Raw genomic sequence first — 23386 nt, forward strand, 5'->3', positions numbered from 1 at the left:
GCATTATTATTGATCCCACCATACACGGCCGGTAGCATCCTGTGGGTCGCGGCCCCATCCTGTGATGGCAGCCATGGCGTCGTATGCACCTTTTTTGTTGGTATAGTTAGGGTCACTTGTGTTAATCAAACCAAGAGGGGCGCGGCGTGGAAGGCTCAACACAGCACCGTTTGAGCGCATATTGGGCAATGCCAAAACTGAAGTAGCGTTGGGGAAGCCCGTTCTTTTCCATACGGCCCATCCTTCATTTACTTTGTTGAAGTAATTGATGTAGGCTTGGCTAGCAATTTGTTCCAGTGCTTTGGCAGGGGTGAAAGCTACTTCTGGCTTGGCCAGATAAGCGGCGATTTCGCCCGCTGTCAGTGCGGTGTAATTCTCGATTTTACTTCCTTTAGCTACCTCGTCAAACCACTGAATAGAAGCCGTAATCCCTGCTTCGTACCAATCTTTGGCCGACTCAGTCGTGATGGTAAGGGCCGCTAATTCGGCGCGCATAAAACAAAAGTCAGCGTACGTAATGACAGGGAGGTAAGAGTTACCGTCACCCACGCCGTTACCGCTGTTGAAGGCAGGCTGGAACAAACGTGGTTGAATGTTAGACAAAGTATCAACGGATACTTGCTGACCGTTAACCGTGATGGTTTTCGGGGTATAAAACGCACGTCGATTGGTGGCGCTTTGAGCTTCGTCGGGGCTGGTAAAGCTACCTACATAACGACGGGCATTTTCGGTAGTACCCGCAGGCAATTGCTTAGCGGCAATCAACGCGTCAATATTGGCCTGTGTGTAGCGGTTTGGCGTAAAAAATGCGTCCAAACGCGGGTCTTTAGTGTTCCACATAAAGTCAACCAACGGCTTGCCAGCTCTAAAGCCGTCTGGATTCCAGTTGCCACCACTTGTAAAATCAAAACGACCTATAAATACCCAACCGTCGGCGTTTGACGTCATCAAATCAGCAGGCGTAGCCAGTACTTCCTGAGCAATGCTACGGGCTTTAGCGGCATCTCTTTTGACGAGGCGCGTTGCGATTTTCAAACGGAGCGCGTTGGCGGCTTTTACCCATTTGGCAGCGTTGCCACCGTAGTACTGGTCGTACGCAGGTGCACTTGTGTTGATTTGAACTACCGTTTGTACCGTTTTTAAAGTAGTAACTGCTTCTTTCAAATCGGTATCCAACTTATTGAAAAGCTCCTGTTGCGTGTCATATTTTGGGGTAAGTGTACCGCCATAACGCGCTTGGAAAGCGTCAGAATAAGGAATGCTACCGTAGATGTCGCTCACGTAAAATGCGTAGTAAGAACGCAACACGCGGGCCATCCGAATCATGTGTACATATTTCGGGCGCTCGCTTTCGGGCAAGCGGTCTACCAGCTTTTCCAAATCGTACAATACGTTGCCGACTCCGTTGTAGAAACGGCCGTAGCGCTGAGAGAAGTTATCTACGTTGCTCGTAAAGCCTAACTCGTTGCCGTTGGTACCTGTGTTGTATTGCATCCAAGGCATGATACGGCGATACGTATCGTAAAAAGCCTCAAAATCTTGAGAGTGCAAGCTGATGGTTGCATTGAGCAATTGGTTTTCCGGCGGTACGGTCGAAAGCGCATCCGGATCTTTGTTGATTTCCACGAAGTCTTGCTTTTCACAGGAAGTAGTGACAAATCCTGCAACGAGCAAACCAAGGATTGTTTTATTGGACCATTTCATAATATTCTGTCTTTAATGAATGATTGTAAAAGTTCAGCAGTGAACAGCTGAAAATTAAAAACCTGCGTTAAGGGTTACACCAATGTTACGTGAGAATGGTAAACCACCGTATTCGGCAAACTCACCCGGACGGTTCGATTTCAAACCTTCAGGGTTGATGCCATCGGGAGCAGTACGATACAGGTAGCCTAAGTTGCGACCCACTACGCTGAGGCGTAGGGTCTGAAACTTAATTTTGTTCACAAACTTAGCTGGTACGTCGTAGCCTACAGAGATTTCACGCATCGACACCCAAGAGTTTTCAAAGGTTGAATACTCACGGATACCCGACGACCATTGGGTAAGGTTTTCGTAGTAGTTGCGAGCAGGAATTGGGGTAATGTAGCCTTTTTGTACTGCTTCTGCATAAGTCATACCGCCCAATTCGATGGTTTGACCATCTTTGGTTACTTTAAAACCATCCGCCATTACACCATCAGGAATAATACCGTCGTCGCGTCTTACTCCCTGTGCATCCGTAAATTCAACGCCGCCAAGCTCTTTGTTACGTCCAGGTAGACTGCGGGCGAAGTTACCGCTTTGAGAACCGTACTGGTGCGTGGCCGAAGCCATCATGCCGCCGATTTTTGAATCGACTTGCAGGTTCAGGGTAAAGTTCTTGTAAGTAACGGTGTTGATGTTGCTCAACAATACTTTTTCCATGATGCTGCCGATTTCTTTTTCGCCTTGTCCATAAGCACCGCTGCGCATAAAGCCAAGGTAACCGCCAGAACCACCACTTACTGAACCAATCACACGTTGTCCGTTGCTAGGGTGAGCAACTGGGTTGCCAGAAGCATCTTTTCTCTGGTACGTAGCAAAAGCATAAGAAGTGACAATGGTACCGTAGTCTTTTCCAACGCGGGCCACCGAAGCCATATCGGCACCGAATGCCAAATCAAGCTGGTAAGAGCTGATTCCTTCGGTCAATTCAAGGATTTTGTTTCGGTTGCGGGTAATGTTCAAAGAAGTATTCCAACGCACATCATTTGATTTGATTGGCGTAGCTGTAATCATCAACTCAATCCCTTTGTTTTGGATTTTACCAGCATTGATAATTCGGCTACCAACCCCTGCTTCTGAAGTAACAGGAATGCTCAGGATTTCGTTGGTAGTGAGTTTGTTATAAACGGTAAAGTCGATACCAAGACGGTTGTTGAAGAAGCGGGCGTCAAAGCCAAGTTCCCACTCACGCGCCAAACGGTTACGTAATGCGTAGTTGGGCAGGGTGTTGTCGCGGAAACCAGAGCGTTGAATGGTACCGCCTGGATAATTGTAAACTCCGCCAGGGCTATAGATACCTGTACGGTTGAGTGACCATGGGTCGGTATCGGCTCCGGTGTAGCCAAGGCTACCGCGAAGTTTACCGAAACTGAGCCAGCTAGGCAAGTTTTTGATGCTTTCGGTCACGATGTAAGAAACCCCAACTGAAGGATAATAGTAAGAGAAATCTCCGCTACCATCGGCATAAGTCAGGGTAGAAGAAAAGTCCATACGATTGCTAAAGTTGAACGTCAAAAACTCTTTGTACGTCAAGTCACCGTATAAATAGACGGCGTCGGTACGTTTTTGGGCGATTAGCCCCGTAGCAACCTCAATGCGGTTACGAGCGTTGGCCAGTGAATAAATCTCAGGCAAACGCAAGCCACCATCAGTATAGGTGCGGTAGTTACGACCACCCAATAGGCGGTTGGTTTCTCCACCTGCCGAGATGTTAAATTGCAAATTGTTTCCAATGGTACGGTTAGCACTCAAGACCGCCTGTAAACGATACTGAGAGTCGTCTTGGGTACGCGTTTGATATAAGTCGTTGCCAGCAAAACGGGGACCATCACCACGGTTTTTGGTCTCTGCTTTAATCAATTGGTTCTGTACGTTTCCGCGTACCAAAAGGTTGAGCCACGGCGCGATATTGGCCGTAAGGTCGATATTAGTACGGAATACTTTCTCGTTCTGAAGTTCGTCTCTTTCAAACGTTTCCCAGAAGAAAGACGTAATGTTGTAAGGGTCGTTTACACCTTGACGGCGGCCACCTGCCACAGGGTCAATGTAGTTGTTTGCCCAATAATTAATATCGAAAGTACGCGGACGACCAAACACAAGACGGAACACGGGGTTGAAGTTACCCCCCTGACGGGCAGGGTTTGTCAGGTTGTTGTCGGTGTAGTCTACTGTTGCATCCAACGTGAAGATTTTTCCGATTTTTTGGGTTGCTCTCAAGTTAAAGTTGTTACGCTGGAGTTCAGTACCTGAAGGCATAATGGTACTGTTGTTGAGGCGCGAGTAAGCCGCTCTGAAGGTGGTTGTTTCGGTACCGCCTTCAACGGCTACGTTATGGTTGGTATATCGACCAGTTTGGAAGAAATCAAGTGGGTTGTTAGCTACCCATGGCACCATCCGGCCGTCCAAGTCACGTACCATTTGGCCCTGTAAGCGTGGGCCGTATGAATAGCTCCATGCGCCACCTACGCGGTCTACTTCGTCTACACCGTCGGCTCCTTTAGTGAAAGTTGGGTTGATACCCGCCCCAAATTCGTTTTGTAAATCAAGGAAACGATATGCTTTTTCAAAAGAAGAAGTATGGTTGTAGGTTACGCCCAATCCCTTCTGTACACGTCCTTTTTTGGTTTGAATTACAATTACCCCGTTCAATGCTTCTGAGCCGTAAAGCGCACTTGCACCCGAGCCTTTCAGAACGGTCATCGACTCGATGTTATCAGAGTTGATGTTTTTCATGATGTTACCCATGTCCTGTGCAGCGCCCCAAGAGTCAGCCCCCGAAGTACCGGGACGAATCAACACGCCATCAATTACAAAAAGAGGTTGGGTATTGCCGCCCAAAGAGGCATTTCCGCGAATACGAATCCGGGAAGAAGACATCGGGCCGCCGGTGCCTTGGTCAATGTGCACACCAGCCACTTTTCCTTGAAGCGAGTTAACAACGTTTGCGTTGTTGGTACGGATAAGGTCTTGCCCTTTTACTTCCTGCACCGCATAGGCCAGTTTACGGGTTTCCTGTTTTACCCCAAATCCCGTCACAACTACTTCGCTTAAGGTTTTGGTATCTTCATCCAATACCACGGATAGGGCACTGCTGTTTCCAACGGACACCTCTTTTTTTAGAAAACCTACATAAGAAAAAATCAACGTTGAGCTGGGGCCAATGTTGATTCGAAAGTTACCATACTGGTCAGTGATGGCGCCACTGCGAGAGCCTTTTTCAATAATGCTTACGCCTGGGATGGCTTCGCCCTTAGCATCGCGTACAGTACCCGTGAGGGTACGGTTGCTTTGCGCAAAGGCCGAAATGCAGCCAAGCAAAAGCAACATGCACACAAGTAGCGGTTTTTTCATAAATGATGGATTGTTAGTGATGATTAGTAAAAAAAATAATTTTTGGTTGTACTTGTTAAGAGTGAATGGAGGGATTTATAGAATTATTTTACAATTATAAAGAGAAAGTTAATTTTAACAAATAAATTTAATAAAAATTATTTTTAATTTGTATTAATTACTAAAAAAAATTAATATTACATTTATACTTTTAAGTACAGTATTTTAATCGCTGTTTTTCCTTAATGCTATATGTTTGATTCCACTACTTCGTCTGAGGTTGATATCCTGCCTAAAACTTCTGTCGTTGACTACAAAAAGAGCCAACATCGTCGTCGTATTCTTACTGAGTTATATCGCTCGGGTACTTGTTCCATTGCTGAAATGGCGCGTGTCATTCACAGCAGCGTTCCTTCCGTGACCAGTATCGTGGAAGAAATGGTGGAAGAAAAATGGATCGTGCCCGTAGGGACGGGGGTGACAAAGCAGGGCCGTAAGCCCGTTTTGTTCAGTCTTAGCACGGAGCGTTTTTATTCTGTTGTGTTGGACGTAAATACGCATGATACCAAAATCCTGATTTTAAACCTTAAGAATGAGGTGATTATGCGTCGGGATTTTAACCTGCGTTTGGAAGATTCGCCCCAGTTTTTGAAGAGTCTTGTTGAGGCTACCGAGCAGGTTTTACGGGAGTCAAATATTCATTATGATGGTTTTATGGCCATGGGTGTTTCGGTCGCGGGATTGGTGGATGCGCGCAAAGGCTTCAACTTTACCTACCGTAGCCTGAACCAAAATGAATCTTTTGGCGCTTTTTTGGAAAATTATTTCAAATTTCCGGTCTACGTTATTAATGACACCAAAGCAACAACGTTGGGTGAGCACCGTTTTGGACTTGCTCAGGGTAAAGACCACGTTCTGGCTATTTATATTGATTGGGGCGTAGGGTTAGGCGTTATTTTGAACGGAGAAGTTTTTCAGGGAGCGTCGGGATTTGCGGGCGAGCTTGGTCACATTCAGGTGGTGCCCAACGGTGAGTTGTGTCACTGCGGAAAAGTAGGATGTCTCGACACCATCACATCGGCAGCGTCATTGATTCGACGAATAAAGAAAGGCTTGGCCGAAGGTAGAATTTCTCGGCTATCGGCGATTGAAGGCGAAAAAATAGATGCCGAAACCATCATTGATGCCGCTTGGCAGGGAGACTCATTTGCCATTGACATCCTGCACGAAATCGGGATGGAACTTGGTAAAGGATTGTCTATCGCGATTCATTTGTTCAACCCCGAAATTATCATCGTGGACGGAATAGTGGCAAAAGCAGGTGCTTTTATCACCAATCCGATTGAGCAAGCCATCAATAAATATTGTTTGACGGACTTCAGAAACAACCTAACCGTGGTTATATCTCAACTCGGTCAAGAAGCTAAATGGCTTGGAACTCAGGCCTATGTGGTTGAAAAAGTGATTGAAAGTATCTAGTCCAATAATAGCAATTGCGCTAACAAATAATCGGCAATCAATACGGCAATACAGCTGTTGGTAACGGCAGCTGTTGATGCTTGCCCTACTTCCAAGGCTCCTCCTCGGGTAAAGTACCCTTTAAATGAAGAAATAGAAGTAATCAGAAAGGCGAACACCACCGACTTGATGATGGCAAAGGGGATATTGAAGGGCCGAAAATCAGAACGAAGACCGATGATATAATCTTCAGGAGAAATAACATTAGTGGCGATTCCTGCCAGATATCCCCCAAAAATGGACAAGAAACCCGAGAGAATTACCAACATCGGGAAAGTAATGACCGAAGCAATGATTTTGGGCAGTACTAAATATGAAATAGAATTGATTCCCATCACTTCCAGCGCGTCGATTTGCTCAGTGATACGCATTGTACCTAGCCCTCCCGCAATGTGAGAACCTACTTTCCCCGACAAGACAACGCAGGTGATAGTGGGGGCAAATTCCAGAATACTGCTATCACGCACAATCAGCGAAATAATGTAGTTGGGAACAAAGGGACTGACGAGGTTGTCGGCGGTCTGAACGCAGGTCACGGCCCCCAAAAAAGTAGCAACGATGGAAACGATAAAGACGGAATTGGTGCCGATTTCGATACATTCATCAAACACCAGTTTGACGTATACGCGAAACTTCTCGCGGTTGCTCAATAAACTTCCCAGAAAAATAAAATAATTCCCTAACGTTTTCATAGCCATAAAAGTAGATAAAAAACGTTGGACTACAGATACTAGGGGTTTTACCCAGTATCTATAGTCCAACGTTTACTGTCACCGAAAATTAATCCATAATAAAAGGATAGTCTTCCTGAACGTACACATCTTTGAAAATCTCGGATGCATCAGGCCAAGGAGACTCTTCCGAAAACTTCACGGCGTCTTCTACTTGCTGCTTGATTTTGGCATCAATAGCGGCCAATTCTTCTTCCGTAGCTATACCGTTAGTCAGGATTGTAGACTTTACCATTTCGATAGGGTCGCGTTTTTTGTATTCTTCGACCTCCTCTTTGGTGCGGTATTTTTGCGGGTCAGACATGGAGTGACCACGGTAACGATAAGTTTTGAATTCAAGAAAGGTTGGACCCTGTCCGCTGCGGGCACGTTCTGCTGCGCGGCTAACGGCCTCATGTACGGCTTCTACGTCCATTCCATCGACTGGCTCCGAAGGCATATCGTAGGCTTCGCCAATGGTGTAAAGGTCGGTGACGTTGGAGGTCCGGTTGACCGACGTTCCCATGGCATATCCGTTATTTTCTACGACAAAAATAACGGGCAGTTTCCACGTCATGGCCATGTTAAACGCCTCGTGCAAAGCACCTTGACGCACGGCTCCGTCGCCAAAAAGACAGATGCAAAGGTTGGTGGTTTTGTTGTATTTTTCGGCAAATGCAATTCCAGCTCCTAATGGGATTTGCGCGCCCACGATACCGTGTCCGCCCACGAAATTATGCTCTTTATCAAAAATGTGCATTGAACCGCCTTTTCCTTTGGTCGTACCCGTCGCTTTTCCGAAAAGCTCGGCCATAATGGCGTTGGGGTCAGTGCCGAGTGCCAACGGAATACCGTGGTCACGGTACGCGGTGATCCATTTGTCATCTTTAGTCAATGCACTTACTCCGCCCGACGAACACGCCTCCTGACCAATGTACAGGTGACAAAAGCCGCGTATTTTTTGCTGACCGTAGAGTTGCCCTGCTTTTTCTTCAAACTTACGCTGAAGTTGCATTGACTCATACCAGTACATATATCGTTCTTTGGGATGGGTAATTTTTGCGGGTGTCGCTTTGGTTTTGGTTGCCATTTTTTATAAAAAATAAAGTTTATCGGTCAACTATGAACTGAGAACTGTTGACTATTTTATCTTTGCCCCGCGAAAATAAGCATAAAACCAATTAATGCCACAGCTACACTTAGAAAAACTCCATTTGACGTACTTCAAGAATTATGAAGAGGGGCGTTTTGAGTTTAGTCCCGGGCTCAATTGTATCGTAGGGGAGAACGGAAGCGGTAAAACCAACCTGCTTGATGCCGTCTATTGGCTGGGGTTGACCAAGAGTGCATTTCAGGTACAGGATGCGTTTAGTATTCAGCACAACGCTGATTTTATGCTCATTGACGGCATTTTTAAGAAAGACGCCCGCGAAATACAAGTTACTTGTAGTCTGCAACGGGGTCAACGGAAAGTGTTGCTGTCGGATAAAAAACCGTACGAGCGCATTAGCGACCACATCGGGGAGTTTCCAGTTGTCTTGGTTGCGCCGAATGATACCGATTTAGTGCGGGAGGGAAGTGAAGAGCGGCGGCGTTTTTTTGACGGTGTGCTGTCGCAATTGGACCAATTGTATTTACAGGATTTACTTCAATATAACAAACTGCTGGCGCAGCGAAACAGCCTCCTTAAGATTTTTTTTGAGCGTCATTACGTAGATGATTTATTATTGGATACGTACGATGAATCACTTATTTCCCTCGCCAATCGAATTTTTGACCGTCGTCAGCGATTTTTGGTTGATTTTGAGCCTTTGGTACAGCGTTATTACGGTTTTTTGGGCGAAAGCCGGGAAATGGTGGCGGTGAAATACGAATCCGAAATGGAAGATTTGGCGTTTAGAGAGAACTTCCGGCGTCATCGTCAGCGGGATTTGCAAATGCAGCGTACGTTCATGGGCGCTCATAAAGATGATTTTCGGTTTGAAATGGGGGAGGTTGCCCTGAAAAAATTTGGTTCGCAAGGGCAACAGAAGTCGTTTGTATTGGCGTTGAAATTAGCCCAGTTTGAACTGCTTTCGGTCGAGAAAGAAATGAAGCCGTTGCTGCTGTTGGATGACATCTTCGATAAGTTGGACGACCGCCGCATCCAAAAATTAATCCAGCTCATTGAAAATGAGTCATTCGGACAGGTGTTTTTGACGGATGCACGCCCTGAGCGAACGCGTGAACTGCTTAGAGGGGTGAAGGTGGACGTGAAATTTTTTGTAACTGATATTTAGAGCATAACCTGATTCTAAGCGGTAGCAATGAAACCAATCAATATGAAAAAGTATGTTGTATTTTTACTTCTGATGGCTGGTCTAGGAATGGTCTCTGGTGATTCCCTTGCCCAAACACTCCCTAAGAATCTTCTTATTTATTATGGGTACCCATCGCTTATCAACGGAGCGGCGGGCGACTTAATGGCGGCGAGCAATACTTTTATGCAATACCAATACGTAGTGCTAGGCGAGGGCTTGGAGCAATCAGGGCATGGAGACCATATCAATACTAAGACCATCATCGCCAACATTAAAAGCAATGTAAAAGTATTTGGCTATATCTGGTTGGGAAGGCATATTGCTGGCAGGACTCCTTGGACCAATGCCGAGATACGTACCCATGTAGACCTCTGGAAAGCGATGGGCGTACAAGGCATTTTTTTAGATGACTACGGATACGCCCAAAATGTGACTCGTGCTAGGCAAGACAGTGCGGTGCGATATATTCATGCACAGGGTTTGAACGCTTTTGTCAACACGGGTGACATTGAGGAAGTGTTTGGCAGTACGATAAACCAGGTATATAATCCGATTGGGATGGGATCCCCGGTGGATTATCGAGATTTTTACCTCTGGGAAAGTTACGTGGTTATCAATGGCCGTTTCTATGGTAAATACCTGACTTTTAGTGAATGGGAGTTCTGGCGTGTCAAATCAGAAAATCTACGAGCGTACCAAAATTCATTGGCGTTCAAAACGATGTCGATTACTACTCCCGATTTCAACGGTACTTTCAACGCCAATCAATGGAACTTTACTTGGTATACGGCTTGGTTGCAGGGGCACGAGGCGACGGGTTGGGGGGAGGGGAATTATTCGGCAAGTGCGCCATCGGCCAATTTGGCTCCCTTCAGAGCGCGCCCTACGATAGCAAATCCTGGTACACAGTTTCTGACGGGGATTCAATCTACGGAAAATCAGTTTTTTAGATTGACTGATACGGGTAAGATATGGGCTGATACCACCTCCAAAACTGCGGGATTTATTCCGCCTGTTGTATGCCAGAGTACAGCTTCGGGTTTATGGAACAACGCCGCTATTTGGAGTTGTGGGCATGTGCCCTATCCTTATGATGATGTACTTATCAAAACACCACACATCATTGCGGTAACTCCTGCGCTGGGGAAGGTACAATGTCGAAAATTAGAGATTCAACGCGGGGCGGTATTTAATGGAATGGGGGTTTTTGAGGTTATAAATCGTTAATTATAAGCTACTTTGGTTTTATTGTAAATTTTCAACACAGAAGGGGCTTCATTCATTGAGGCCCCTTCTGTGTTGAAAATTTAGACCTTCTTAGCAGGATTTCCAAACACCCGACTTCCCGAAGGTACATTTTCCACTACAACCGAACCTGCACCTACACTGGCTCCTTTGCCGATTTTTACGCCCGAAATAACCGTAACTCCTGATCCGATAAAGGCATCCTGGTCAATCACTACGCCACTTCCAATGATGCTTCCGGCGCCGATATTAACGTAGTCGCCCAAGATGGCGTCGTGCTCAATAACGACGCCAGTGTGCAAAATAGAATGGTGGCCGAGTACTACTTTGGAGCTGATGGCTACGCGGGCACCAATCAAATTTCCGTGGCCGATTAGGGCAAAAGTAGAGATGATGGCCGTATCATGAATGGCATTGACGGGCATAATGCTGCGTCGTTCGTTGAGCATTTCGACGAGGTCGTGCCGTTCGGCACGCGCTTCGATAGCGACAAATGCCTCACACTTTTTGCCGATGAGTTTTAAAAATCCGTCGTCGTCGGTACTTCCCAAAACGGTGTATTCACCAATTTGGGTGTTGTGTAAATTAGGGTCATCGTCCAGTAAGCCATACACTACTACGTTATTGCGCTGAAAAATATCTAATGCAACTACTCCTAAACCTTTTGCCCCAAAAATCAATACTGGGTTTTCCATGGATGTATACGGTTTTGCTGATAAAATTTTGATTTATCTTTAATGACTATTTTGTTTTTAAAGTTCCTCTAAATGTACTGAACTACCAAATCGTCATGGATTATTAATATGTAACCAATAATGTGATTGTGCTGAATATCAGTAGATTAGTAAATGATGTTTTGAGTAGATTATTCTTTATTACTCAAATGTTATTGCACACAAAAAAAAATATTAAAAAGGTAAATTGCTGATAATGAATAAGTAATGGATTAGTGCTTTTTTTGAGTACATGAAAAGCAAGATCCATTTTCGCACAATCGTCATTTCGGACCTGCACTTGGGTACGAAAGGCTCCAAAGCCAAAGAAGTCACTAATTTCCTAAAACAATATAAATGCCGAAAGTTGATTCTCAACGGCGATATCATTGATGGATGGCAATTAAGAAAATACGGGGCTTGGAAGAAAAAACACACCGCATTTTTTAAGACAGTTCTGAAAATGATGGATGATTATGACACGAAGGTAATTTATCTGCGTGGTAATCACGACGATTTTTTAGACCGTATCAGGCCGCTTCGATTAGGGAAGCAGTTTCAGATTCGAAAAGATTATATTCTTAAATCGGGTACCAAGCGTTTCTACATCACCCACGGGGATGTTTTTGACAGCATCACTACTAATCTAAAATGGTTGGCTTACTTGGGCGATATGGGCTATACATTTCTGCTTTGGGTCAATAAACTCTATAATCATTATCGCTCGTGGCAGGGACTTCCTTATTACTCATTGTCGCAGGTAATTAAGCAACGGGTAAAGGCGGCGGTCAGTTATATTTCTGATTTTGAAGAAAAGCTAACCGAACTAGCCCGTTCACAGAATTGTGATGGAATCATCTGCGGACACATTCACCAACCTGCGATTCGCCAAATAGACGGATTGATTTACATGAATTCGGGGGATTGGGTGGAATCGTTGAGTGCTTTAGTGGAAGACCACGATGGAAACTGGAGTTTAATGTTTTACAACGAACAGGAAGTGAAAAGCGCTTCGGAACCAACCATCTCGGAGTTTTTTGGTCGTAAAGAACGGCTGGCTAAAGTCAGTTAACTATTTCTTTTCTGGAAATGGAATAATGAGTTTTTCGCCCCGTTCGGTAAAGTTCTTAGTCTTCTTATTAGCAGCCATCAGTTGTTCTACCGTTACGCCATATTTCTCGGCTACGACCCGCAAAATATCGCCAGGCCCAACCGTATGAACGGCCTGAACGCGAACCTTAATGCGCGTTACCCCTGATTTTACATCAGCACTTTCATCTTTTATGACTGGGTTGAGCCCTTTTAGGGTTCCGCTTTTTAGATTGTACCGATTGGCGATGCCGTAAAATGTCTCACCACTCTGAACGGTGTGCGTAATTTCCACTCCTCCAGGATCGACTGCGACAGGTTTAGGTTTTTCGGGGGCTTTTTCTTCGGGCTTTTTAGTTTCTTCCTCGTCGGCAGGGCGAGGGGTGGGAGTTACCGTTTCTTCTTCTTTGGGAGAATCGTTTGTTTTCTCTTCTGTTGTACTGCTGGTTGTTTCTTTTGAAGATTGAGGCACCGTCGACAACTGGTCGTTTTCGTTAGGTATGGGCTGTAATTCCCGACCTGTGGTGTCCAATGGGGTATTAAGAAGTTGATCTACATCGGCAGCGTCGTCGGCAATATATTCATAACCAACGTACAATAATCCGGCAATCATCAAAACCAAAACGCCTAATGAAAGATAAGGCAACTTTGATGATTCTTCAGGGCGACGATTTCTATTTTCGTTCTCTGACATTTGATTTTGTGGTGTTTTAGTCGATTTCCAAAGTGTAAAGGTTGTACTTTATAGCCATAAAACCCCAGCTTGGTAAAATCTAATTCAAAATAGGTGAAAATTTTGTGCCTTACAATGATGCCCCTTATTTTATTTGATGGCGTTCATTTTTTGGGCTTCTAGGCTCATTTCGGCTACTTTTACTTTGAGGTCTTCTTTGTATTGCTCAAGTTTCGTACCAACTGTTGTATCTGACGTACCAATAATTTGCGCAGCTAAAATGCCAGCGTTCCGTGCCCCGTTGAGGGCCACGGTGGCAACTGGTACACCCGACGGCATTTGTAAAATCGAAAGAACAGAGTCCCATCCATCTATTGAGTTACTGCTTTTGACTGGGACGCCAATCACGGGCAGAGTAGTTAAGGAAGCAATCATCCCCGGCAAATGGGCGGCTCCGCCTGCCCCAGCGATGATTACTTTCAAACCCCGGAGGCGGGCATTTTTGCCATAATCAACCATTTTTTCGGGAGTACGATGGGCAGAAACGATGTCTATCTCAAAATCAATCCCAAACTCTTTTAAAATATCGATAGCTTCCTGCATTACTTTTAGATCTGAAATGCTACCCATTATTATTCCTACCATGTTATTTTCGTCGGTATTTTAGCTTATTATACAAAGGTTCGTTGACTTTATCAACTTTGACGTGTTAAATATGTATTGTTTTTACGTAAATTGCCGCACAAAAATAGTATTTTTCTAATGACTAACGAATTAGAACAAGCGTTAATACAACTGACGACACCATTTTATGCTTTGCTAATTGGATTAGAAGCTTTAGCGAGTCATTGGCAACACCGTCAGAATTATACTTGGCGTGATACGCTTACAAATTTTTTGTTGATGCTTTTTAACGGTGGAATTGATTTGGCTTTCCGTGCCATTTACGTCGTTATTCTAGTTTGGTTTTATCAATATCACGTTACCGAAATTACCAACGTTTATGGATATTGGTTATTGCTGTTTTTGGCCGAAGATTTCCTTTTTTACGTATTGCACGTGGTAGACCATTATTGTCGTTTGTTTTGGGCCGTTCATGTTACCCATCATTCTTCTGAGTATTTTAATCTCACTACTGGTTTTCGTTCTTCGGTATTCCAACCCTTGTATCGGTTTGTTTATTTTATTCCACTCGTCTTGCTAGGTTTTCGTCCTGCCGATATCATATTGATGTATGCCATTACGCAAATATACGGCATTATTGTACATACCAATTATGTCGGAAAATTAGGCGTTTTGGAATATATTTTGGTTACGCCTTCTCATCACCGGGTGCACCATGCCTCAAATGTTGAATATTTAGACAAGAACATGGGAATGTGCCTCATCATTTGGGATAGAATATTCGGGACTTTTCAGGAGGAAGAAGCAAGTATTTCTTTAAAATATGGATTGACTACGCCCCTTGCCCAACGGGGGATTGGTCACACTGTTTTTCATGAATGGAAAGCCATCTTTGAGGATTTGAAGCGTGATGTAGATTTGAAAACAAAGATTAAGTACGTGCTCAACCCACCAGGATGGTCGCATGATGGAAGCACTAAAACCAGTGATCAATTGCGAGAGAATATTATTTCTATTGAGAAACCTACTGAAGAAAAATGCGCGTATTAAACCTTGTAGTTGGGGTTTTATTGGTTTTGTTAGCTACAACCTTCTTTTGGTTTATCTATAGTCTAGCGGTTAATATTCCCTATATTGACGATTACGCCTTTTTTGATTATACCCTACGGCTTATTGATGCCCCAAGTATCGGCGAATTTTGGAAAGTTTTATGGGCGCAGCATGGCGGCCATCGAATTGTTCTGACGAAGCTATCCTTTCTAATTCAATATCTTTTGACGGGAGAGATAAACTATCGTCAGAAAATTCTGATTGAAACCTTCTTCATTTGGTCTTTTTTTTGGTTGTTTTGGTATGTATTTCGTAAAAATTCGATCCCTTTTTTCTATTTACTTCCAGTAGGATTTATTCTCTTTTCCCCCATCTATTATCAGGATATTTTTTGGAATATGACCGCTTGGCAACATGCTGGATCAACTTTATTAATCACCCTGTGTTTCTATTTTCTCTGTTTGAGTCGTCGGCATTCTTTTTTGATTGCGTTGCTGTTTGGGGTAATGGTGACCTTTAATAACGGAAATGGATGGCTGAGTTTATTTATTGGAGGGGGGCTACTACTGTTACAAAAGCGCAATAAAAGAGCCGTGATTTGGTTGATTTTTTGTGCAGTACTTTCGTTGGTTCATTTAACCGACAGCGCTCAGGAACTGCATGGAACATTCAGCGCCAAGTATTTTTTTCAGACTTTGTGTGTATTTTTAGGTAGTATTTTTTTCTTTGTGAGAGGTAATCAATCCGATAATTTTTATGGAGGGTTGGGGCTTTTAGGGGCTGGATTGTTGCTTATGATACTGCTCCTATCAGTATATTTAAAACTGGTACGCAATAATAAATTGGCGATAACCATTTCGCATAAAATCACCTCTCATGCCATTAATCTGGCTATTTTAGGCCTTACTGCGTGTATGATTTTTACCGCAATCGGGGCGGGTTTATTACGTCAATCCAAAGGTTTTGTGGTGTGGCCACATTACATGATTTATTCGGTGTTTACGGCATTGTGTATTTATGCATTGACCATTGTGTTGTTGCCGAATAAATACAGGATGATGGCTGGTGTTTCAGGGGTTTTGTTCTCTATGTTGATTGAAATTGGCGGAATACTTTTTGCTTTTCCTGATGCAGTCGTTTTCCGAAAACAATTGATTAGCGACGCGTTTAAATTAAAGAATGAAAAAGTTAATAAAAAACCTTTGACATACATAAATCCAATTTCGATTGGAAAAAGTAGATATTCCGAAATGGTAGCGCGAGGAATGTATCATCTTCCGCCAACACCACTGGATGAATTGTCAGCTCAGGTATTTGGAGAAATAATTGACACCTCACTGACCCCGAGTGTTGATATGCTGCTCCAAATACAAACGGAAACAGGTAGCGGAAGAACGATAGGTTTGTCTAATCAAAAGTTGTTTGCTGGCGAGAGCCACTCGGTATATGTTTTATTGAAAAATAAGGAAGAAGTTTACCTGATTGCGCCCAAACCGGGGTTACTGAGTAATAGGCGAACCTTACTAAGGTCGGGGAAGATTTATCAAGACGGTTTTTCAATTGATTTGTTTAGGACAAATTATACCTCAGGGAATTATCAATTAGGGCTTATTTTGCCAATTGATAAGGGCTTTAGGGTGGTATATACCTCCCAACAAATTACAATCAAGAACCCTGATCCGGGGAAAGATTAGTTTTTAAGGTAGATTCTCGGACGATTAGTGAGGCCGATAAAACAATATTTTCAGTAAGCTGATTGGCTGAGGAATCCTTTAATTGACTTAAAAATATCCGGGAAGCTTCCGTTCCGATTTGTTTTCCGGGGCGTTTTACCGTGGTAAGCGTAGGGTGAATGTACGCTGATATGGGTGAGTCATCGAACCCCACAATTGCAACTTGGTTGGGCACTTCGAGCCCATTTTCTCTCACTACATACATGGCCCCAATCGCAACCTGATCATTCACCCCAAAAATCCCGTCGGGGGGCTGTGGCAGGGCCAAAAGGCGTTGGGTGGGAATAATGGCGCTTTCTACCCCAAAATTGGTCGTGACAATCAACTCTTCATCTAAAGGAAATTGATATTTGGCAAGGCAATCAACGTAGCCTTTGTAGCGTTGCTCGGTCACGGCCAGACCATGCGGCCCTTTTAAATGAGCAATCCGTTGGCATCCCATTTTAATTAGGTGTTCGGTGGCAGCGAAGGCCCCATAGTAATCGTCGATGGTAACCCGGCAAGCATCAAATCCTTCGTATTCGCGGTCAATAAAAATGAGTGGGACTTTGCGTTGAATGATGCTTTCCAAATGTTCGTAGTGCCCTGAGTCATACGTTTCTTGCGATATTGAAAGGAAAATACCTTCAACCCGGTTGGCTAACAGTTTTTCAACGTATTCTTTTTCAAGGAGATAGCTTTCGTTGCTTACACAGATATTCATCAAATACCCTAAAGGTTGCAGAATGGATTGCAAGCCTTCAATGATGGCGGTTTCGTGTTGATGATTGAGGGTGGGAACGATTACGCCCAAAGTTCCCGTTCGTTTGTTAAGAAGGCTAAGGGAAACCGAATTGCGTTGATAACCAACTTTTTGGGCATACTCCTGAAGATTTCGACGGGTATCTTCGTTGATTAAGGGATGATTGTTGAGCGCCCTTGATACGGTGGAGGGTGAGCATTTAAACTTGCGAGCAATGTCTTTAATCGTAACGGGGCGGTCGGCAGCCATAGTTTAGTTGGCAGTTTATAGTTGGCAGTTTGCAGAAAGGTATGAATTAATTCTTGCTTACTGTCAACTGCAAACTGCCGACTAAATTTAAAATTTAAGCGTTGCTGGTAAATATTTAGCGGCTAAATCTTCGTAATATGGACGAAGTTCTTTCCAGTTTGGAACCTTTGGTGACTTCGTGTATAAATCATAAGGATTGAAAACTTTTACCCACTTGAAATATTCGTGGTCATGCTCGTCCATCAAATGCGTGTAGGCATTTTCGCGGTGCTGTGCATAAAACGAGTGATAACGAATCATATACAACGCCGACTCGGGTAAATGATTTTTGGTCATTTGGTACAAATATTCATCGTGCCCCCACGACATGTGTACGTTGCGTAGGCCGCAATTGGGTTCATACACGCCGTATTTGGTGTTATAACGCTCATCGTGTGCATCGGGGTTGGCGTCGAAAAACTCAGGGAAAACGATTTTGTCTGAATGCTTGCAACCTACCGGGAAAGTATCACCTACTACCGCCCATTGTGGTTCTCCAAACAGACAAAGCACTTTTCCCATGTCATGCAATAAACCCGTTAATACAAACCAATCAGGATGACCATCGGCTCGGATGGCTTCAGAGGTTTGGAGCAAGTGTTGAAGCTGATCAAGGTCAATGTCGGGGTCAGAATCATCGACCAACGTATTGAGAAAATCAAACGATTCCCACAAGGTCATTTCCTTTTTGTCAAACTTAAGGAAGTCGCTCTCTTTCTCCATCACAAAGTCATAGGTCTGATACTTGTGATTGAGGCGATAAAACTCCGTCACCGTGTCGCGGGCGGGAGTGTCATAATTGCGGAATTCTTCTTTGGCTTTGGCCTGTGCGATGCTGTCAGGGTCGGGATAACGAACTAAAAGATCGTCTTCCCACTCATCTAAACTTGCCAAAGGAGCTATCTCGGAATTGCTGAAAGTCGTTGCGTTCATGAGTATATGAAAGGTATAATTTGAGTTGTCGCTTATAACTCAACAAATATACATTATTAAGTTTTTAAGAAATAAACCTTTTCTGCAAAAGATATATGCAAACGTTTGAAATAATTTAACCCCAAAAATTAGAGGAAAACCTTAGTTAGATTTGTCGCATCTGATGGTTATTTTCCATATCCATCTAGCTTTGTAAAAAAAAGATAAAATTATGTTTGTTAACGTAGAACATCTCGGAATAGCGGTCAAAGATATTGCGGCTTCTGACGAATTATTTTCCAAACTTTTTAATACTGTGCCTTATAAACATGAGGCTGTGGAGTCTGAAGGAGTAACAACTTCTTTTTTTAAAATTAACCAAACAAAAATTGAGCTACTCGAAGCGACTAATCCCGATAGTCCCATTGCAAAATTTATTGAAAAAAAAGGCGAAGGAATCCACCATGTTGCGTTTGAGGTAGACGATATTTTAGCTGAAATGCAACGGCTTGAAAAAGAGGGATTTGTGCTGTTAAATAAAACTCCAAAACAAGGCGCTGACAATAAATTGGTGTGTTTTCTGCATCCTAAAGGCACCAACGGAGTATTGATTGAACTTTGTCAGGAACAACCGTAGGGGTAGGGGGTATCTATGCCTAAAATCACAAGGGCAGAGGTAAACCCAGCCCCTACATGTTAATTTTCTTAACTTTTTTGACAGATTTTATGCGTTTAAAACTACTTATTTTTTTGGTTATTGTGGTGGCCGAAATTGCTTCTGGCTATGCTGGTTTCTGGCAGGGCGTTTATTTATTTAAACCCCTTATCATGCTCTCACTCCTGTTTTGGACATTTGAATATCGGGCTTCATACCCTTGGCTATGGATAGGGATGTGGTTTGGTCTGGGTGGAGATGTGTTTTTAATGGTTCGTGGAAAAGACCTGTTTGTGGCGGGTTTAGGTTCTTTTTTGGTCATGCAGATTTTTTATATCCTTGCTTTTAGTAAGACATTGACCCCAACAGGAAAAGCGCAGCTACGTTCAACGTGGTGGTGGTTGACGTTACCGTTTGCACTATACGCGCTGGTTTTTTTGGTGATTTTACATCCTCCCTTAACGCAATCTGCTGATAAACAGGGGTTATGGATTCCAGTGGTGGCTTATTCAATTTGCCTTTGTACGATGGGGGCGGCAGCGGTACTTCGAAAAGGCTCTGTAAATTCAGCAAGCTACGCTTGGGTTTTGGTGGGGGCTGTTTTATTTATTGCGTCTGATTCTGGAATAGCGGTTAATAAGTTCCTACATCGTTTTGAGGGTTCAACGCTTTTTGTCATGACGACTTATAGCGCGGCTCAGTGGTTGATTGTGTGGGGAATCATCAAAAAAGAAAGCCGCTTCCAATGAAGGAAGCGGCTTTCTTACAGAATGATTTTTATGAATAAAATTAGATAACTTTTACGTTAACTGCATTTAAGCCTTTTTTACCATTTTCGACATCATAAGACACGTTGTCATTTTCACGAATGTCTTCAGTAAGACCTGTTACGTGGACAAAAATGTCTTGGCTTCCATTTGATGGAGTTATAAAACCAAATCCTTTGGTATCATTGAAAAATTTTACTACGCCTTCTTGCATTATCTTTTCTTTAAAGTATTAGGCTATAAAAGTACGGTTAATTATTTACATATCCTACAAATTATTTTTTATTCTTATTTGAAAGCATACTACCGTTCATGTTGTCTGCAAAAAAATTATATTTGTTTCTATTTTAAAAAATATTAAAAACTATCCACTCGCATGAAAAAAGCTCTTTACTTACTGATTTTTGGCGGTTTGTTTATCGTTCATTTTGGTTTTACGCAAACTGTAGTGCCTTTCAAAGAGGGACTCGCGGTTGGACCTTGCCACCAATACGGGAGAGAAGCCATCTATACTGACCAATTAACCTACCAATTGATTCGCAAAACTTTCCAGACACCTGCTGAGGGGAAGGCCTTTTTGACTGATGAGCAAGGAAAAGAGCAGAAATGGCAACGTATCGCCACCGACACTTCGCATCGGTTTCGGCACAATGCTCTGACAAATGGGTATTTATACCTGACCTATACCTCACCCAAAGAAACTGTGGCGTTGTTGCACGTGGCAGGTCACGCTGGGCTGTATTTTAATGGGGTTCCTAGAGGTGGAGATGCAAATCGCTATGGGTATATGTATAGTCCCGTCAAACTGAAGAAAGGACTGAACGAGGTTTTGGTAAGAGTGGGGATGGGCGGACGCTTTCAGGGTGTTTCGGCAGAGTTGATTTTTTCCGAAAAGAATATTCAGTTAAGCACTCCAGATATAACCTTGCCTAATGTGGTGCTCTCAGAAAACAATGGACAACTTTTGGGAGGAATTGTGTTGTTTAATTTGACCGAAAAACCATTGGCAAATTTGAAAATTCGGGCTGTTATTCAGGGAAAAGAAATGATTTCTGAGGTTCCTGTGGTTTCGGCAATGAATTCCCGAAAAGTAGGTTTCAGAATGGATGCGAGTGCGGTCCAGCAAAAAGGCGATGTTGCCTGTGAACTTACCCTACTACAAAACGGCAAAACCGTTGACCAAAGTACCATTAAATTGCAGGCGGTTGCGGCCCATGAACATTACAGCAATACCTTTATTAGCGGCATTGATGGAAGCGTTCAGTATTTCGGGGTGGCACCCCAAAAAGGTGGGCAAACGGATACCGCTGCGCTGTTTTTGTCGGTACACGGTGCGGGCGTTGAGGCAATTGGGCAAGCAAGAGCCTACAAACCAAAAGATTGGGGCACTTTGGTTGCGCCCACCAATCGCCGGCCACGGGGATTTAATTGGGAAGATTGGGGAAGAATTGATGCCTTGGAAGTGTTGGAGGTGGCGCAAAAGAAATTTAAACCGCATCCCCAAAAAATTTATCTGACGGGCCACTCGATGGGTGGGCATGGGTCGTGGTATTTGGGGGCAACGTATCCTGGAAAATGGGCGGGAGTTGCACCTTGTGCGGGGTATCCGACGCTGATGGGCTACGGCTCTGCCGATGGGAAGATTCCTGAAAATAGTACCAACCCAATGGAAAAAATGCTGCTTCGGGCCAGCAATCCCAGCAATGTAATGGCTTTGGCCTCAAATTATAAAGCCAGCGGCATTTATGTGTTGCATGGAGATGCCGACCGTACCGTTTCGGTAGAATATGCGCGTACTATGCGTAAAGTATTGGGGGCTTTTCACAACGATTTTTCATATTATGAATATCCTAACGGCTCGCATTGGTACGGCGATCACAGCGTAGATTGGCCTGCGTTGTTTGACTTTTTTAAATGGCATCGCAGCAAAAATGCCGAAGAAAAGGATGTGATTGATTTTACGACGGCCAATCCAGCCATTTCGGCCAATTATTTATGGGCGGGCATTGAGCAACAGGAAACTCCGCTCAATTACAGCCGGATTCAAGCCAAAAGAAATGTCAATGACAAAAGTGTCATCATTACCACCGACAATGCCCGTACCGTAATGATAATGCCGGGGGCGTTTGCCAAAGGTCAGACCTTCAAAGTAACAGTGGACGAAACAGTAGTATGCGCCGCCTGCGTTTTGGATGAGAAGCCACTGTATTTTACAAAAAAGGAAAAGTGGGAAGCGGCCGAAAAACCAGCATTGGCCCAACGAGGCTCGCACCGCAACGGTACATTTAAGGCCGCTTTTAATCACCGCATGGTGTTTGTGTATGGAACAACTGGGACCAAAGAGGAAAATGAATGGGCGTACAACAAAGCCCGTTATGACGCTGAAACTTGGTATTATCGCGGCAACGGTGCCGTTGATGTCATTCCTGACCGTGAGTTTACTCCTGCCGCTTACCCTGACCGTGGTGTGGTTTTATTCGGGAATGCCACCACAAACGGTGCTTGGTCTACTTTGTTGAGCCAAAGTCCGATTCAAATCCAGCGAGGAAGTATCAAAATAGGAGAGGAGCAAATCGCAGGCGATGATTTGGCGGCTTACTTTACCTATCCGCGTCCCGACAGCCCCGTTGCTTCGGTGGCGGTTGTGGCGGGTTCTGGTTTGGCAGGAATGCTGGCCACCGAGTCAAATCAATATTTTACAGGAGGGAGTGGTTTCCCTGACTACTTTATCTTCGGAGCGGATATGCTGAAAGAAGGCACCAAAGGCGTAAAACAAGCAGGCTTTTTTGATACAAATTGGCAAATTACCAAAGTGGATGCGGTAAAAGCGCAATAGTTTTGAATTGAATATACATTAAAAAGCCCTTTCATTTTATTGAAAGGGCTTTTTTGATTTTTAGTGCGAATGTGCTTCGCTTGTTTTTTGGCAGCACTCTGGCAATTTGTCGTGGGCAGTTTGGCTGCATACCAAATTGTCGGCGTCGTAACCCGTTTCGGTAATCACTTTACGGATCTGTGCTTCGTCGGTTTTTTTGGGGTTGTATTTGACGGTTACCACTTTATCTTCCAGATTTAAAACGGCCTCCGTAATGCCCTTACTGAGGGTTAAGTTTTTCTCAATGCGCTCTTTGCACATTTCACAAACGGCTGAGGTTTTGATTTTTACCTCTTTGTCTTTACCAGGTTTGTTGGCTACTGCGCCAAAAACGATTGTCAAAACTAACGAGAATACGAATGTTAACTGTTTCATTGCTTAATTGATTTATGTGTAAATTTTAGTTAAAAATGTTC

General features: G+C 43.9%; 20 protein-coding genes. 9 read left to right on the forward strand and 11 right to left on the reverse strand.

Going from position 1 to position 23386, the window contains the following annotated elements; translation table 11 throughout:
* Positions 1–6: 6 nt before the first annotated feature.
* Together DR864_RS26525 and DR864_RS26530 are read right to left on the reverse strand one after the other, a co-directional pair.
* Entirely contained in the window at positions 7–1704 is a 1698-nt protein-coding gene (locus tag DR864_RS26525) for a SusD/RagB family nutrient-binding outer membrane lipoprotein (protein ID WP_114069796.1), read from the reverse strand.
* A 54-nt stretch (positions 1705–1758) separates the two neighbouring features.
* Positions 1759–5097, reverse strand: coding sequence for a SusC/RagA family TonB-linked outer membrane protein (locus DR864_RS26530; protein ID WP_114069797.1), 3339 nt, complete (start codon positions 5095–5097; stop codon positions 1759–1761).
* A gap of 231 nt (positions 5098–5328) precedes the next feature.
* Here DR864_RS26530 and DR864_RS26535 point away from each other — a divergent pair, with 231 nt between their 5' ends.
* Positions 5329–6555 carry an ROK family transcriptional regulator gene (locus DR864_RS26535; RefSeq protein WP_114069798.1) on the forward strand — a complete coding sequence of 409 codons (1227 nt, stop codon included), beginning with the start codon at positions 5329–5331 and terminating at the stop codon, positions 6553–6555.
* On the opposite strand, the gene DR864_RS26540 is transcribed toward DR864_RS26535, so the two are convergent.
* On the reverse strand, positions 6552–7286 hold the full coding sequence (locus DR864_RS26540) for an MlaE family ABC transporter permease (protein ID WP_114069799.1): 735 nt from the start codon (positions 7284–7286) through the stop codon (positions 6552–6554). The genes DR864_RS26535 and DR864_RS26540 overlap by 4 nt on opposite strands.
* An 88-nt stretch (positions 7287–7374) precedes the next feature.
* Positions 7375–8394 carry a pyruvate dehydrogenase (acetyl-transferring) E1 component subunit alpha gene (pdhA, locus tag DR864_RS26545; RefSeq protein WP_114069800.1) on the reverse strand — a complete coding sequence of 340 codons (1020 nt, stop codon included), beginning with the start codon at positions 8392–8394 and terminating at the stop codon, positions 7375–7377.
* A 94-nt stretch (positions 8395–8488) separates the two neighbouring features.
* Between pdhA and recF the strand changes: the two genes are divergently transcribed.
* Together recF and DR864_RS26555 are read left to right on the forward strand one after the other, a co-directional pair.
* Complete coding sequence (gene recF / locus DR864_RS26550; protein WP_114069801.1) at positions 8489–9583, forward strand: DNA replication/repair protein RecF; 1095 nt, start codon at positions 8489–8491, stop codon at positions 9581–9583.
* A gap of 42 nt (positions 9584–9625) precedes the next feature.
* Complete coding sequence (locus DR864_RS26555; protein WP_162794143.1) at positions 9626–10831, forward strand: hypothetical protein; 1206 nt, start codon at positions 9626–9628, stop codon at positions 10829–10831.
* Between the two features lie 80 nt (positions 10832–10911).
* Here the strand turns inward: DR864_RS26555 and DR864_RS26560 are convergent, their stop codons facing one another.
* Entirely contained in the window at positions 10912–11544 is a 633-nt protein-coding gene (locus DR864_RS26560; RefSeq protein WP_114069803.1) for a NeuD/PglB/VioB family sugar acetyltransferase, read from the reverse strand.
* A 271-nt stretch (positions 11545–11815) separates the two neighbouring features.
* On the opposite strand from DR864_RS26560, the gene DR864_RS26565 reads away from it, so the two are divergent.
* Positions 11816–12634 carry a UDP-2,3-diacylglucosamine diphosphatase gene (locus DR864_RS26565; RefSeq protein ID WP_114069804.1) on the forward strand — a complete coding sequence of 273 codons (819 nt, stop codon included), beginning with the start codon at positions 11816–11818 and terminating at the stop codon, positions 12632–12634.
* Here the strand turns inward: DR864_RS26565 and DR864_RS26570 are convergent, their stop codons facing one another.
* Positions 12635–13345: a LysM peptidoglycan-binding domain-containing protein gene (locus DR864_RS26570; RefSeq protein WP_114069805.1), complete on the reverse strand. Its 711-nt coding sequence runs from the start codon at positions 13343–13345 to the stop codon at positions 12635–12637.
* Positions 13346–13474: 129 nt separating this feature from the next.
* Positions 13475–13969 (reverse strand): 5-(carboxyamino)imidazole ribonucleotide mutase, encoded by a 495-nt coding sequence (gene purE / locus DR864_RS26575; RefSeq protein ID WP_114069806.1) that lies wholly within the window; start codon positions 13967–13969, stop codon positions 13475–13477.
* A 117-nt stretch (positions 13970–14086) separates the two neighbouring features.
* Here purE and DR864_RS26580 point away from each other — a divergent pair, with 117 nt between their 5' ends.
* Together DR864_RS26580 and DR864_RS26585 are read left to right on the forward strand one after the other, a co-directional pair.
* Positions 14087–14998 (forward strand): sterol desaturase family protein, encoded by a 912-nt coding sequence (locus DR864_RS26580; protein WP_114069807.1) that lies wholly within the window; start codon positions 14087–14089, stop codon positions 14996–14998.
* Complete coding sequence (locus DR864_RS26585) at positions 14986–16692, forward strand: hypothetical protein (protein WP_114069808.1); 1707 nt, start codon at positions 14986–14988, stop codon at positions 16690–16692. The genes DR864_RS26580 and DR864_RS26585 overlap by 13 nt, the downstream gene beginning before the upstream one ends.
* On the opposite strand, the gene DR864_RS26590 is transcribed toward DR864_RS26585, so the two are convergent.
* Together DR864_RS26590 and DR864_RS26595 are read right to left on the reverse strand one after the other, a co-directional pair.
* A complete protein-coding gene (locus tag DR864_RS26590; RefSeq protein ID WP_114069809.1) occupies positions 16664–17722 on the reverse strand; it encodes a LacI family DNA-binding transcriptional regulator in 1059 nt (352 codons plus the stop codon). The genes DR864_RS26585 and DR864_RS26590 overlap by 29 nt on opposite strands.
* 87 nt (positions 17723–17809) lie before the next feature.
* Positions 17810–18694, reverse strand: a complete 885-nt coding sequence (locus DR864_RS26595; protein ID WP_114069810.1) for an inositol oxygenase family protein — start codon at positions 18692–18694, stop codon at positions 17810–17812.
* A gap of 211 nt (positions 18695–18905) precedes the next feature.
* Here DR864_RS26595 and mce point away from each other — a divergent pair, with 211 nt between their 5' ends.
* Positions 18906–19310 carry a methylmalonyl-CoA epimerase gene (gene mce / locus DR864_RS26600; RefSeq protein ID WP_114069811.1) on the forward strand — a complete coding sequence of 135 codons (405 nt, stop codon included), beginning with the start codon at positions 18906–18908 and terminating at the stop codon, positions 19308–19310.
* A gap of 56 nt (positions 19311–19366) precedes the next feature.
* Positions 19367–20077 (forward strand): lysoplasmalogenase, encoded by a 711-nt coding sequence (locus DR864_RS26605; protein ID WP_114069812.1) that lies wholly within the window; start codon positions 19367–19369, stop codon positions 20075–20077.
* Between the two features lie 40 nt (positions 20078–20117).
* On the opposite strand, the gene DR864_RS26610 is transcribed toward DR864_RS26605, so the two are convergent.
* The gene (locus tag DR864_RS26610; RefSeq protein ID WP_114069813.1) at positions 20118–20309 is read right to left on the reverse strand and encodes a cold-shock protein; all 192 of its coding nucleotides are present in this window, start codon (positions 20307–20309) and stop codon (positions 20118–20120) included.
* Between the two features lie 162 nt (positions 20310–20471).
* On the opposite strand from DR864_RS26610, the gene DR864_RS26615 reads away from it, so the two are divergent.
* On the forward strand, positions 20472–22931 hold the full coding sequence (locus DR864_RS26615; protein ID WP_114069814.1) for an alpha/beta hydrolase-fold protein: 2460 nt from the start codon (positions 20472–20474) through the stop codon (positions 22929–22931).
* Between the two features lie 60 nt (positions 22932–22991).
* On the opposite strand, the gene DR864_RS26620 is transcribed toward DR864_RS26615, so the two are convergent.
* A complete protein-coding gene (locus DR864_RS26620) occupies positions 22992–23345 on the reverse strand; it encodes a heavy-metal-associated domain-containing protein (protein WP_114069815.1) in 354 nt (117 codons plus the stop codon).
* Positions 23346–23386: the final 41 nt, after the last annotated feature.

Origin of the sequence: Runella rosea (assembly GCF_003325355.1) — a bacterium.
Taxonomy (GTDB): Bacteria; Bacteroidota; Bacteroidia; order Cytophagales; family Spirosomataceae; genus Runella; species Runella rosea.